The organism is Mesorhizobium sp. NPDC059054 (assembly GCF_042739215.1).
Lineage (GTDB): Bacteria > Pseudomonadota > Alphaproteobacteria > Rhizobiales > Rhizobiaceae > Mesorhizobium.
Genome location: NZ_JBHYHV010000010.1, coordinates 1 through 13,645, shown reverse-complemented (window position 1 = coordinate 13,645; position 13,645 = coordinate 1). Strand labels below are relative to the sequence as shown.

Genomic DNA, 13,645 nt, shown 5'->3' with positions numbered 1-13,645 from the left:
ATCCTCGACCTCGGAAGGAGCGCAGCGACTGGAGAGTGTCGGGGATGACGACCCGCGTTGGCGGTCGCCGGTTCGGTGAACGGTGAATTGCCCTAGGCCATGCGGGTGATCACGCCCAGTTCAAATGCATCCGGCAACGCGTCGTCGCCCTTGAGCGCAACGTACAGGGTCAAGATCGCCAGCATCATCGTCAGCGCAAGCAAGGCCAGAACGATGCGCCCCAGGCGCGTTGTCACGCGGTCGGCATCGCCGGATCTGTTTCCCGGATCAATCGACATGCGGCAAGCATAAGCGATGTCGATCGCGCGAAAAAGCCCGCCCAGCCCGGCTGGGCGAAGCCCCGCGAGATGGCGGCCGGCCCGTTTCACATTTTTGGAACAGCCGTCGCCAAAGCCGGTTGTAAATGAGCTGATGGCTCCCGTCCCTTCCCCATTGGCGACCCGGCCGGTCCGACGTGGTCCACACTCCGTCGGGCCGGTTCCGCTCTAACTCTTTGTTTTTACGCAATTCCGGGCGGAAAACCGTTATACACTCTTCCTGGAATTAGCGTCCTAAAGGCCGCCGCGAGAGTTCGATCAGTTCCGCCTCGTCCGTGATGCCAAGCTGATAGTTCGCGATGATCCGCGAAGCACGCTGCTCCCTGTCGCTCACGTTTTCGAATTTCCGGCAGGTTGCCTCAAATACCCTGGTCAGCAGGGCAACCTCCTCGGGCTGAAACACTCCTGCAACATCAAGCATTTGGCGCATCGGCATGGTATGTCTCCCTCACCGGACAATATACGTCCACATACCCTGTGGCCTCAAACGCAAAATAGCCCGCAAGCGCAGGTAGCCGGCAAAGCAGGAGGATTTTTGAACCCGCCCCCCGGCGGCTCGTTAATTGAGTGTCTGACTAGACACCCAACTGCGCCGCTTGTGGTTCACTCCCTCCACGGCGGCGTTTTTTTGTCGCCTCCCGCATTTTTGGAACGCCGGCTCCCAGCAAGTGTTTTCTTGACGCTGGCCGGCTTCCCTCCGCATGCGCCAGCATTGGCCCGATACGCCCCCTCATTTTTGCGTATCGGGCCGCCTCGGATTTGCCCCGAGCGTAGGAAAAAGCCCGCTCCAGCGAACCGGAGCGGGCCTTGATGCCATGTCGAGCCGTTTCGTTCAGGCGTGCCTGCTGCGGGATGCGGTGTTCGCGATCGAACGGCGGCTTCGCTGCCTCGTTGTTGAAGACGGCGGATTGAAATTCCCGGGCTCGATGGCTGCCATCTCATCGAGAACGCGGTCATGCAGTTTCCGTGGCGCAACGATCCGGCCCTGTTCCCGCGCCGCTGCGACAAACGCATCGTATGCCGCCCTCGGAGTGCACCAGCCCTGCTCCGCGCGTTCGGCAAGACGGGCCGCGGTCCGGTAGAGCTCGCAATCCTTGTTCGGCCAGGCCATGGCCATGGCTCTGACGACCTGATGCAGCGATGCGACTTGAAGTTCGAACCCTCGCGCGGTGCGGAAAGTCACCGGTGTAAACGGGGCCATCATTGCCCCCCATGCAACATCTTCGCAGCCGGTGATGTGCGGCCAAGGTAAATCGCGATGCTTTTCCGGATTTCGCTTTCGTCGAAGACACCCTGCGAAAACAAGTCCATCGTTGCCTTGGCCAGATCTTCCGCTGCCGGGCTACCCTGGAAAAACCCCCGTTCGCTGCAGAGATCGTCGTAGATACGTCTAAGCGCCTCCATATCGCCGGGATAAGCGATGCCGCTGATGGCGGAATGGTGGGTGGCCATCCTTGCCTCCATGAGTATCCGTGGACTCCAGGACGAAGTGGCGTCTCCAACTCCGCCTCAGTCACAAAGTCAAACAACGCCGGCGGGTTCCAAAATTGTGAGACTTCAAATGCGAAAAGCCCGCCCCGGCGAACCGAGGCGCAGATGCCGTCTAGACGTGCGGTTTGTTCGCTCTGACGGACTTTCGAACCGAGCGCGTGCGAAGCCCGGCGAGAGGCCCGGCCGGCAGCCACGTCTGCGAACCCACCGCCGCGGGTTCCCGGGCGGCGCGTGGGCTGCGGTGTCGGACGATCCGCCCCTGCTCGCGTGCCGCGACAAGGAAGGCGTCATAGGCCGCCCTTGGCGTGCACCAGCCTTCCCTGGCGCGTTCGGCCAGGCGGGCGGCGTTCCGGTAGAGTTCGCATTCCTTGTCCGGCCAGGCCATGGCGATGGCCTTCGCCACATCCGGCAGGGACGATACGCTGAATTCGTAGCCGCGCGCGGTGCGAAACATCACAGGATCGAACGGGGTCATCGTCCGCTCCCGCGTTCGCGCAGCATTTCGCTGGCTGCCGACCTTCGGCCCAGATACGTCTCCAGATTGTCGCGGATCTCGTTCTCGTCGACCTCGCCTTGCGCAAAGAGGTCCATCGCCGCCCTGGCAAGATCCTCGGCTGCCGGGCTTCCGCAGTGGAACCCCCGCTTCTCACAGAGGTCGTCGTAGATTTCCTTCAGCAGTTCGATATCGTCCGGATAGGCGACGCCGCTGATGGATGAATGGAGAACTGTCATAGCTCCCACTCCCTTGATCGGGGCGGGAGCACGATGGGCGCTCACAGCCGGCGATGCCCTTGCCAAAAATCGCCGATGGCAGGAGTCTACGCTCATTGCGGTTCCGCAGCCATGCCCCGCGCGATCACGTTGAAAGACGGCCCGATTCGTGCGTTCGCAACGGCTTATGACCTCGACCTACCGGAGCGGTCGTTCGCCGGACCTGTGCTCCATCCCCTGCTGAATTTTGTCGGCAGCCGGACGTAGGTCCCTCGATCAGCAGCTTCGTCGAGAACCGGCATGAGACGGGTATTCATGCCCTTGCCACAATTTGGTTTAAACGGACGGCGGGCTTTTGCCGCGCGCGGGGTTTATAAAACATCATGAATGAGGCCGACGCTCAGGCCGACGGGCAGAATATCGGCAGCGGTCTTTCACGCGTGATCGACCGCATCGTGGAGCCGCGCGTTCTCGGGCCGATCGTCGGCGCGGTCGCGGTGGCCATCGCATTCCTGGTCATCCACCAGATCAGCGGCAAGATCCACCTGCACCAGATCCGCGAGGCCGTGGCCTCCACCGCGCTTTCAGCGGTTGCCCCGGCGCTTGGCTTCACGATCGTCAGCCTGATGGCAATGGCCTTGTACGACGTCATGGCCATCCGGCACGTCGCGCCGGACAAGGTGCCGGTCCGGCTTGCCCTGTTCGCGGGGTTTGTCGGCTATGGCTTTTCGAATGCGATCGGCTTCCACGTCTTCGTGGGCGGCCCCGTCCGCTACCGCATCTATCAGTCGGTCGGCATCGACGCCGCCGATGTCGGCAGGATCGTCGGCATCTCCTTCCTGACCTTCTGGGGCGGCCTGCTCACCATCATCGGCCTGGCGATGCTGTTCGATCCGGTCGGCATTCCAGCGCTCAACCTGGTGTCTCCGCTCTACGACCGCATCATCGGCGGCGCCATCCTCGCCGGCCTTGCCCTCGTACTTGCGTGGCTTTCGCGCGGCCAGCGGCAGGTCTCGGTGCTCGGGTGGACATTCCCCTTCCCGTCGGCGCGCAGCGCGATGGTGCAGATCCTCATCGGCGCCGTGGATATCGGCGCGGCAGCGGCGGCGCTCTACGTGCTTCTGCCGGCGGACGTCGCACCGGCCTTCACCGTCTTCCTCGCGCTGTTCGTCCTCGCCATCATCGCCACCGTGATCAGCCATGCCCCGGGCGGGCTGGGCGTCCTGGAAGCGACGATCCTGTTCGGGCTCGGCGTCGGCGCCCGGCCAGACGTCATTGCCGCGCTGGTCGTCTTCCGCGTCGTCTATTACCTGTTCCCGCTCGCGCTGGCGGCCTCGGCCCTGCTTGTCTTCGAAATCTACCGCGTGCGCTCCACGGTCTCGAACGTGGCGGGCCGAACGCTTGCGCTGACCCGGAGCATCGTGCCTCCGATCAGCGCCACGCTGGTCTTCGCCGGCGGGCTGGTGCTGCTGCTCTCCGGCTCGGTGCCCGCCGTCGGCGATCGCACCGACTGGCTGAGCGACATCCTGCCCCTGCCCTTTGCCGAAGCCTCGCATCTTCTGGCCAGCGTCACCGGCCTGCTCCTGGTCATCATCGCGCGCGGCCTTTACCGCCGCATCGCGCTCGCGCGCTTCGCCGCAATCGTCCTGCTCCTGACCGGCGCCGTCTTTTCCCTGCTGAAGGGGCTGGACTGGGAGGAAGCGATCGTGCTCGTGGCCGTCGCCGCCGCGCTGTTCATCTATAAGGACGCCTTCTACCGCAAGGGCGACTGGCGCTCCTTCCGGCTCGACACGACCTGGATCGGCCTGTCGGCCATCGTCGTCATCGCCAGCACCATCGTCGGGCTGCTCGCCTATCGCCATGTCGAATATCAGTCGAGCCTGTGGTGGGAATTCGCCTGGGACGGCGACGCGCCGCGTTTCCTGCGCGCCACCATGGCGCTCGCCATCGTTGCCGCCGCACTCGCCGTCGACACGGTCATCAACCGTCCGGTCCATCGCAAGGCCTCCGGCCGCACGGCGGTGCCGGACGCGGTGCGCCGCATCCTCGAGACATCGGCCGGCACGGAACCCTGCGTGGCCCTGCTGGGGGACAAATCCTTCATGATTTCTCCCTGCGAAAAAGCCTTCCTGATGTATGCGACGTCGGGCAACAGCTGGATCACCATGGGCGATCCGGTCGGCGATGCGCAGGCCGGCCGGACGCTGATCTGGCGTTTCGCGGAGGCAGCCGACCAGGCCGGCGCACGCGCGGTCTTCTACTCCATCCAGCCGGAGTTCCTGACCCACTATCTCGACATGAACCTGGCCATCCTCAAGATCGGCGAGGTCGCCCGCGTCGGGCTGGCCGACTTTTCGCTCGACGGCGCCGTCCGGCAGCCGCTGCGCTACGCGCACGGCAAGGCCGGGCGCGAAGGGCTCGCCTTCTCCGTCATCCCCAAAGCGGAAGTCTTCGATTTCCTGCCTGAATTGCGGTCGGTCTCGGACGAATGGCTCGGCAAGAAACACGGCACGGAAAAGGGCTTCTCGCTCGGCTATTTCGACGACGACTACATGTGCGCTTTCGATTGCGCCGTGCTGCGCAAGGACGACGAGATCGTTGCCTTCGCCAATCTGTGGCGCAGCGGCGACGGCGAGGAACTGTCGGTCGATCTCATGCGCTACAGGCGCGGCGTGTCCAAGGTGATGATGGACGCGCTGTTCGCCCACATCCTGCTGCTCGGCAAGGCCGAAGGCTACAAGTGGTTCAACCTGGGGGCGGCACCGCTTTCAGGGCTGGCCGATCACCCGCTTGCCTCGACCTGGAACCGGATCGGCACCTTCATCTACAAGCGCGGCGACGAGATCTACAATTTCGAGGGGTTGCGCGCCTTCAAGCAGAAGTTCGACCCGGTCTGGACGCCGCAATATCTGGCCTGCCCCGGCGGCCTCGCCATGCCGCAGATCCTGCTCGACATCACGACCTTGATTTCGGGAAGCCCGATCCGGATCTTCAAACGATGAAAACCCTCTTCCTCTCCCTGCTGGTCTCCCTCTGCTGCGCCGGTCTTGCCCACGCGCAATCCGGTGCTCCGCCTTCGACGCTTTCCGTCGAGCGGCTGCAGAATGTGCGGCTTCTGCCTTCCAAAGGCGATGCCAAGGCCATGGTGGTCTACTTCTCCGACCGCGGCGGATGGACCCCGAAGGACGACACGACCGCGAGCGCGCTCGCCGAAGATGGAAACGTCGTGCTGGGCGTCGACCTCGCGGCCTATGCCGGGGAACTCGACAAGGCCGATGGGGTCTGCCTCTACGTTGTCGGCGAGATCACCGACCTTGCCCAGACCGCGCAGCGGCAGCTCAACATCCAGACCTACCTGCCGCCGATCGTCGCCGGGACGGGTGAAGGCGCCACCTTCGCCTATGCGGCGCTCGCCGACGCGCCGGCCAACACGCTGGGCGGGGCGGTCGCCTCCGGCTTTGCCGATCGGCTGACGCTGCGCCTGCCGTTCTGTCCCGGCTCGACGGCGAGCAAAACCGCCGACGGCAAGGCCTGGAGCTATGCGTTCGACAAGGCGATGCCCGAAGCGGCCACATTGTTCGTGGCCGCCGACACGCTCGACACGATCCGCAGCCAGGCTTCGCAGCAGCCTGATATCACGGTCGCGGCGCTCGATGACGACAATGCCGCCACCCAGATCGTCGGCGCCGTCTCGTCACTGGTCGACGCGATCGAGCCGTTCGGCAAGCTGCCCGCCGTCGACCTGCCGTCGACGACGACGCCGCCGAAAGCCGTCGCCATCTTCATTTCGGGCGATGGCGGCTGGCGCGACATCGACAAGACCATGGGCGAATGGCTGTCGACGCAAGGCGTCCATGTCGTCGGGCTCGACGCACTGCACTATTTCTGGTCCAGGCGCAGGCCGGAGGAGCTGGCCGCCGACATCACCACGCTCGTCAAGGACGCCGACCCGCAGGCGACGCTGCCGGTGATGCTGATCGGCTATTCCTTCGGCGCGGACACGCTGCCGCTCGCCTACCCGCTGCTGTCGAAGGACCTGCAGGGCCGGACCAAGGTCATCGCCCTGATGGCGCCCAGCCTCTCCACGTCGCTGCAGGTCACCATCACCGGCTGGCTCGGCATCGACGACAGCGGCTATCCGGTGCCGCCCGCGATCGCGGCCCTGCCGAAGGACAAGGTGCTCTGCATCTACGGCAAGGAAGAGGACGACAGCGGCTGTGAAGACCCGGCCGTCAAGGACATCACCAAAATCGAGACCGATGGCGGCCATCATTTCGACGGCGACTATCAGGGCATCGCGCGGCGTTTCCTCGACAAGCTTTGACGGTGCCTGCCGACGACGGGCGGAGGAGCCGCGTGTTGCTGGGTCAATCCATCCTTCACTGTTCCGGAATGGATCCCCGACACTCTCCAGTCGCTTCGCTCCCTACGAGGTCGAGGATGACGGAGGTAAAGAGCGCCTCGCCAATCTCCAGCGTCGGTTACGACGTCGACGGTCTTGGTTTGGTGGTGGCGCCGACGTTCGAGATTTGCGCAAGGCATAGGAACTTCGTCATCCTCGACCTCGCAGGGAGCGAAGCGACCGGAGAGTGTCGGGGATCCATTCCGGAACGGCGGAGATTCGACGCGGTCCAGAACCGGCTTCAGTCCACTTTCCTGCACCGGCCGACGTGACCGGCAGGGCCAGCGAGGGCGATCCCACTGGCGGGCGGCTCGTCCCAGGTTCGCGCCGACTGACGCGAACTGGCCCAAATGCGGAGCGGGTCAGGCCGTTGAATGCCGGTCTCGCGTCACGATAATCCCGGGCAAGATCGATGGAGATGCATGTGAACTGGAATGAATTCGCCGAACGCTGGTGCGCCGACTGGAATTCGCACGATCTCGAGCGGGTGCTGGCGCATTTTGCCGACGACGTGGTGTTCACCTCGCCGATCGCCGCAAGCCTCCTGCCCGAAACAGGCGGCAGGCTGGTGGGGAAAGCGGCGCTGCGCGCCTATTGGGAAGAGGGCCTGCGCCGGATACCGGACCTTCATTTCACCATCGAGCGCGTCTTCGGCGGCATCGACACGCTCGTCATCCAATACCGCAACCAGAAAGGCTCGAGCGTGAGCGAAGTGCTGCGCTTCGAAAACGGCAAGGTGGTGCGCGGCGACGGAACCTATGCAGTGGGCGCCGACAATCCCGCCGGCATCCGCGGCTAGCCCTTGTTTTGCCGACAGCCGGCAAACCAATCGCATTTGCCTCTCCCGCCGGCGGACCGGTGCGGGCCACGATCAAGGACGGAGCCGCCAGCCGGCGGCCATGACTTCCTTGAACCCGGGACGATTCCTGACCCCGCCATGCCATCGGTGCGCGCCTCGCCGGTTAAGGCTATCGCCAACAGAGACTATGCACATGGCCCGGCTGGAGGCATAGTCAGCGGACGTGCCCAATTCGGACACGACAGATGGACTTTGCAACGGCTCGCGAGCCTGCCACACGGTTGTCAGCCCTTACCGGCATCCTGATGGGGTAACCTGCCGTTGCTTGCGAGGGGTCCGATGCTGCTTGAGAGGGAAAAGCCGCTTGAGGCGATGCGGTCGATCGGCGCTCTTGCCGAGGCCGGACATGGCCGCGTGGTTGTCGTCGAAGGCGAAGCAGGCATCGGCAAGACCACCCTCATCCGCATGTTCGCGGAGCAGGCGGCGGTAGAGAGCCGCATCTTCTGGGGCTGGTGCGAAGCGCTGTTCACGCCACGCCCGCTCGGACCCGTCCACGACATGGCGGCGGCGTTCCCGCCGGGCATATCCGCGTTGATCGAGGAATCTGCCGCCCAGGACAGGCTGTTTCCCGCCCTGCTGCAGATGCTCCAGCGTGCCGACAGCGCCGCCATACTCATTTTCGAGGACATGCATTGGGCCGACAACGCGACGCTCGACCTCGTCAGATATCTCGGCCGCCGCATCGCGCTGCTGCCGGCGATGCTGGTGCTCAGCGTGCGCAGCGACGAGGTCGGCATCGACCACGCCTTGCGCGATGTGCTCGGCGACCTGCCGGCTTCGGTCGTCACCCGCATCAATCTCCAGCCGCTTTCGGTGGAAAGCGTCAACCGGCTGGCCGAGGAAGCCGGACGCTCGCCGCAAGACCTTCACCGCATCACGGAAGGCAACCCCTTCTTCGTCTCGGAGCTTCTGTCCGACGGGGCACAGGACGGCAGGCGCCTGCCGGGCTCGATCCGTGACGCGGTGTGGGCAAGGTTGTCGCGGCTCAGCGCGGACGTGCGCGCCCTGCTCGACACGGTGAGCATCACCCCCGGCGGCATCGAACCCTGGCTGATCAAACATCTCATAGGCGACGATGCCAACCATATTATTGACCAGTGCCTGGCCCGAGGCCTGTTGCGGCTGGACGAAAGCGGCATGCTGACCTTCCGCCATGAACTGGCGCGCGAGGCGACCCTGGAACGCATAGCGCCATCCGCGCAGAGGCTGCTGCATGCCCGCATAGAGGCCGCACTGGCCGAGCTTCCCACGTCGCAGGACGCAGCAATGCTGTCCCGGCGGGTCCATCATGCGGATGGCGCCGGCAATGGCGAGCGGGTCCTGGAGCTTGCCCCACACGCCGCCAGGCAGGCGGCGCGCCTGGGCTCACATCGGGAAGCCGCCGCGCATCACGCGACGGCGCTGCGTTATGTCGGGCTGGCCGCGCCGGAACTCGCGGCCCAGCTCCACGACAACTGGGCCTATGAGGCGGGCCTCAGCCTGCGCGACTATCCCGGCATCATCGAGGCAAGACACAGGGCCATCGCCATCTGGCGGCAGCTTGGCCGGCACGAGAAGATCAGCGCCAACATGCGGATGCTTTCGCGCCTGTATTGGCGGCAGGGCGAGGGCCGCCTGGCGGAAGATTTCGCCGATGAAGCGGTGCGCGAAGTCGAGGCCCTGCCGCCGGGGCCGGAACTGGCGCTGGCCTACAGCACGCGGTCGCAGCTTCACATGCTGCACTACCGTTTCGACCAGGCCGTCGAATGGGGCGAGCGCGCGATTTCGCTTTCGCATCGATTTGGAGAGATAGGCACCAGGGTCCATGCCCTGAACAATGTCGGCACCGCGCTGATGTTCGCCAACCGGCCCGGTGGAAAGGAACGCCTGCAGGAAAGCCTCGACCTGTCTCTCCAGCACGCCCTTCATGACGATGCGGCCCGCGCCTATACGAACTTCTCGGAATGCGTGGCCCTGGAGAAGGATTTCGACCTTGCGGAGCGCCTGCTGTCCGACGGGATCGCTTACTGCGCCCGCTACGACCTCGACCTGCCCGCACAGTATCTGATCGGCCGCCAGGCCCAGCTTCGGCTCGAGCAGGGCCGGTTCCGGGAGGCTGAATCGATCGCCGACGGCGTCATGAAGCAGGAAGAGGTGCCCATGGTCATGCACCTTCCCGCCATGACGGTGCTGGCAATCGTCCGCATGCGGCTGGGCGACAGGTCGGCCCCCGATCTGCTCGAACGCACCTTGAAGGAAGGCCTTCAGACGGAAGAACCGCAGCGCATCGTGCCCGTGCGCCTGGCCATGGTCGAGGCGGCGTGGCTGGCCGGGGATGGTGAAGCAGCCGCCGAAAACCTTGCCGCCTTGACCGCGATGGACCTTGCCAATTTCAGGCCATGGGACCTGGGTGAGCTCGCGGTATGGGGTCGTCGCTGCGGCATCGCGGTGCCGGTATCGGACTCCCTGCCGTTGCCGCGTGCGCGCGAACTTGCCGGCGATCCGCTGGCGGCATGCGAGGAATGGACACGGCTTGGGCTGCCCTATGAGGCGGCCTTGTCCGCGCTTCAAGCCACAGGCTCGCAGGCCGAACAGGCGATTGTGGGCGCGGTCGCGACACTGGACCGGCTGGAGGCCAAGCCTGCCGCCCAGCTTGGGCGCAGGATCGCTCAACGCCTGGGCATCGCCGACAGGATGCCGAAGACACGCAGAGGCCCTTATTCGGCGGCCCGCCACCATCCGCTGGGCCTGACCCGGCACGAGCAGCAGGTTCTCGAACTGATCGCCCAGGGCATCGGTAACAAGGAGATCGCACGCCGCATGTCGCGTTCGCCACGCACGATCGAGCATCATGTCTCCGCCGTGCTCGGCAAGTTCAGCGCCGCCAACCGCATGGAGGTGCTTCTGCGGCTGCGCGGCGAACCATGGCTGCTGTCCGATCGCGACCCCTCGCAGGTGACCCGCTGACTGCGCGGCTCATCCTCTCACGCCTGTCGGCGCCATTCCTCCAGCGTTCCGGAATGGATCCCCGACACTCTCCAGTCGCTTCGCTCCCTGCGAGGTCGAGGATGACGGACTGCATTTGATGCCACCGCCAATTGCCAGCGTTGGGTGCTTCACACGCTACCAGTACTTTTGCCTCCCCACATTCGCGCTCACTCGCATAGCGCGATATCGGCTCGTCCCGCGGATTTCATGATCGGAACACGCGCTGGTGATGAGCGAAGGCGAATAGGGGACTCCGTCATCCCTCGACCTCGGAGCGACCGAAGGGAGTGGAGAGTGTGGGGGATCCATTGCGGAACGTTGACGAGGTTTCAGCGGTCCAGACCCGGCTCAACCGCTGCGCGCCTTCCCGGAATTGCTTCCAAACCCCTGATATTCCTCAAAACCGGGGGTTCGGCCGCCTGAAATCTAGGTAGCCTCCCCGATGTGCGGGTTTCCTTCGCTGCGTACCATTTTCACAAGGTGATGCCCAAACTGCGGGGGGCAGGCCGACATATTCTTTTCAGGAACGGGCGGACTGAACGGAACAAATGGTCAAAGGAGAGGAGCATGACCACGCTGGTGGAGGGGCTTAGGCGCCGTTCTCGACATATCGACACGATCGGATCGCCGGGGCGGGTTTGCGTCTTCGGCGGATCGAAGCAGGCAGACGAAGGGGAAATCGCCGACGCGGCTGTCGAACTCGGCCGCCTGCTTGCCCTCGAAGGCATAGGTCTGGTCTATGGCGGAGAGGAAGGCGACCTGACCGGCTCGGTGGCCCGGGCTGCCGCCGAAAACGGCGGCATGGTCACCGCCGTCGTGCAGCAATCCTCCACCTACCCGCGCAACAGCGGGCATTTCGCGGACGAAGTCGTGGTGGTGCCCGGTTTCCAGGCCCGCAAGAGAGCCATGTTCGACCGGGCCGACGTTCTCATCGCATTGCCGGGCGGGGTCGGCGCCATCGAGGAACTCAGCGAGGTCATCGCGCTGCACAAGGACGAACCCGGCAGCAAGCCGCTGCTCATCGCCAATTTCGGCAGGTGCTGGTCGCCGCTGTTCGACCTGTTCATGTATCTGCGCTGCTCCGGCTACATATGCGGCGAAGGGCTGGAGAAATGCCTGCTGATCGAACGTCCGCAGGCCGTGCTTTCCACCTTGCACACCCTGCTGGCCCCTCGGGCGGACATGCAGGTCGAGGCGCGCATGGCGGCTTTCGCTTGAGCGAAACGACACGACCCCGGCGTCAATCACCAGCGTATGGCAAGGGTGGGTGGTCCGGACCGCGATGGCCTTCTCTGCTGTTCCGGAATGGATCCCCGACACTCTCCAGTCGCTTCGCGCCTTGCGAGGTCGAGGATGACGGCCTTCATGTGCCGCCGGCGCCAATCACCAGCGGCCTGGCACGGCCTACCGCCTCGCCAAAGTGTCGCGCAGGCTGGTGCGCACGGCATCCAGGCTCCAGCGTCCCGCTCCGGCCGTGACCAGATACATGCACACGACGCTCGCCAGCGTGAAGCCGGTTGCCTCGACGGAGGGCCAGTTGAGCCCGGGCTGGTACCAGTAGGGATACATGACGAAGAAGTTGATGGAGAGGAAAAGCGCGGCAAGGCGCGTGAACAGGCCGACGACGATCAGCGAGCCGGCCAGGATCTGCACCCAGCGCGAGACCCAGTAAAGCAGCATGTGCGTCGGATGGTCCAGGCTCGGCGGCTGCATCAGCGCCGGCAGGCTGCAATAGAGATAGGCTAGGCCGCATACGATGCGCATGACACTCAGCATCTGCGGGGAATAGCGGTCGAGATCCATGGTGCGAAATCCAGCAGCGAGGCAACGAGCAAGCGCATAAAACAGCGCGCTCCACTACAAAAAAGCGCGCGTTCCTCCGCCGTTCGGCCAGCCTTGCTCGATTTCTCCCGACAGCCGTGTTCGGCAGGACACGCCGTTGGAAGTCAATCGCGGCTGGCCGGTGCGGACGATGGATATGGGCAGGACAGAGGGTAGGGCGAGGCTCGACCTGGGAGAATGCCGAAGCAAAATCGAGCCTCAAGCCCACTGACTTACTCCTCGTCAGCATGCCGAAGTTTGCCAGCAAACACTGAGTCGGGCAATTGTGTACTTTAGAACACCCTTATGGACGCGTGGTGCGCCTTTCAGGATGCCCTGCCCCTTGCCCGACCCGGCGCTCTTACCAGCCGCGGCGCCAGCCACGCTCACGCCAGCAGCGCACGCGCCAACTGCCGCGACGCCAGACACGGCGGCAGACGCGGCGCCATCTCGGGCGGCCGTAACGCGGGCCGTCGTCGTACCATGGGCGACGCCAGGGGCGATCGTCCCATCCGCGGCGCCAGCCACGGCGATGCCAGCGGCGATGGTCGACAGGCTCTGCCTCGACATCGACGTCGCCGTCGAGAACCGCCGGCTGGGCCTGATCCAGTTCGTCCAGAATGCCCGGGCCGGGCACACCGGCGAGCGCCTGACCAGGCCGGATTGCCGAAACCATCACCGCGGCTCCGGCGAGACCCAGGGCCGACATCAGAAACTGCCGTCGTTCCATTTCATCCTCCAATGAATGCGTCCCTAGCCCACTCAACAGCGGGAAGGCTGAATGGTTCCTGAACGACGGCGGCGCGCGTTTACTTCCCTTCCGCGCCGAGTTGCCTGAGGAAGCTGCGATAATCGGTGGGCACGAACTCCTCGATCAGGCGTCCTTCATCGGCCTGTCTCCTCTCCCTGGATCTGCCAACCGGCGCGACTGCGGTCTGGATCGTCGCGCCTTCGTCCGCGTTCCGGAATGGCGCAAGCGCCGGCGCCCTATCTCCCCCCTTGTGGGGGAGAAAGCGATTTCAGCATCTTAGCGAGCACGCCCGTAGGGCGGCGCAGTCTAAGTGCTAGAAATCGCAA

13 protein-coding genes are annotated in these 13,645 nt (G+C 64.7%); 5 read left to right on the top strand and 8 right to left on the bottom strand.

The annotated features are described in order from the left end of the window. Positions 1-92: 92 nt before the first annotated feature. The 6 genes from ACFWXH_RS30135 to ACFWXH_RS30110 all read right to left on the bottom strand — a co-directional run bounded on the left by ACFWXH_RS30135 (position 93) and on the right by ACFWXH_RS30110 (position 2,540). Entirely contained in the window at positions 93-368 is a 276-nt protein-coding gene (locus ACFWXH_RS30135) for a hypothetical protein (RefSeq protein ID WP_379125103.1), read from the bottom strand. A 175-nt stretch (positions 369-543) separates the two neighbouring features. Beyond that, positions 544-753 (bottom strand): hypothetical protein, encoded by a 210-nt coding sequence (locus ACFWXH_RS30130; RefSeq protein WP_054312087.1) that lies wholly within the window; start codon positions 751-753, stop codon positions 544-546. Positions 754-1,149: 396 nt separating this feature from the next. Continuing rightward, complete coding sequence (locus tag ACFWXH_RS30125; RefSeq protein ID WP_161808101.1) at positions 1,150-1,518, bottom strand: DUF982 domain-containing protein; 369 nt, start codon at positions 1,516-1,518, stop codon at positions 1,150-1,152. After that, the gene (locus ACFWXH_RS30120) at positions 1,518-1,769 is read right to left on the bottom strand and encodes a hypothetical protein (RefSeq protein ID WP_379125102.1); all 252 of its coding nucleotides are present in this window, start codon (positions 1,767-1,769) and stop codon (positions 1,518-1,520) included. Before ACFWXH_RS30120 ends, ACFWXH_RS30125 begins: the two co-directional genes overlap by 1 nt. A 151-nt stretch (positions 1,770-1,920) precedes the next feature. Further along, positions 1,921-2,283, bottom strand: a complete 363-nt coding sequence (locus tag ACFWXH_RS30115) for a DUF982 domain-containing protein (RefSeq protein WP_379125101.1) — start codon at positions 2,281-2,283, stop codon at positions 1,921-1,923. Next, positions 2,280-2,540, bottom strand: a complete 261-nt coding sequence (locus ACFWXH_RS30110) for a hypothetical protein (RefSeq protein ID WP_379125100.1) — start codon at positions 2,538-2,540, stop codon at positions 2,280-2,282. Before ACFWXH_RS30110 ends, ACFWXH_RS30115 begins: the two co-directional genes overlap by 4 nt. A 362-nt stretch (positions 2,541-2,902) precedes the next feature. Here ACFWXH_RS30110 and mprF point away from each other — a divergent pair, with 362 nt between their 5' ends. The 5 genes from mprF (at position 2,903) to ACFWXH_RS30085 (ending at position 11,965) form a co-directional block, all read left to right on the top strand. After that, positions 2,903-5,521, top strand: a complete 2,619-nt coding sequence (mprF, locus tag ACFWXH_RS30105; protein ID WP_379125099.1) for a bifunctional lysylphosphatidylglycerol flippase/synthetase MprF — start codon at positions 2,903-2,905, stop codon at positions 5,519-5,521. Beyond that, complete coding sequence (locus ACFWXH_RS30100; RefSeq protein WP_379125098.1) at positions 5,518-6,843, top strand: AcvB/VirJ family lysyl-phosphatidylglycerol hydrolase; 1,326 nt, start codon at positions 5,518-5,520, stop codon at positions 6,841-6,843. Before mprF ends, ACFWXH_RS30100 begins: the two co-directional genes overlap by 4 nt. A gap of 502 nt (positions 6,844-7,345) precedes the next feature. Next, positions 7,346-7,720 carry a nuclear transport factor 2 family protein gene (locus ACFWXH_RS30095; protein ID WP_379125097.1) on the top strand — a complete coding sequence of 125 codons (375 nt, stop codon included), beginning with the start codon at positions 7,346-7,348 and terminating at the stop codon, positions 7,718-7,720. A gap of 339 nt (positions 7,721-8,059) precedes the next feature. Continuing rightward, complete coding sequence (locus tag ACFWXH_RS30090; RefSeq protein WP_379125096.1) at positions 8,060-10,726, top strand: ATP-binding protein; 2,667 nt, start codon at positions 8,060-8,062, stop codon at positions 10,724-10,726. 588 nt (positions 10,727-11,314) lie between these two features. Continuing rightward, a complete protein-coding gene (locus ACFWXH_RS30085) occupies positions 11,315-11,965 on the top strand; it encodes a TIGR00730 family Rossman fold protein (protein WP_379125095.1) in 651 nt (216 codons plus the stop codon). Between the two features lie 186 nt (positions 11,966-12,151). Here the strand turns inward: ACFWXH_RS30085 and ACFWXH_RS30080 are convergent, their stop codons facing one another. Continuing rightward, the gene (locus ACFWXH_RS30080; protein ID WP_379125094.1) at positions 12,152-12,550 is read right to left on the bottom strand and encodes a DoxX family protein; all 399 of its coding nucleotides are present in this window, start codon (positions 12,548-12,550) and stop codon (positions 12,152-12,154) included. A 379-nt stretch (positions 12,551-12,929) separates the two neighbouring features. Then, complete coding sequence (locus ACFWXH_RS30075; RefSeq protein WP_379125093.1) at positions 12,930-13,298, bottom strand: protamine-2 (modular protein); 369 nt, start codon at positions 13,296-13,298, stop codon at positions 12,930-12,932. Between the last annotated feature and the right edge of the window lie 347 nt (positions 13,299-13,645).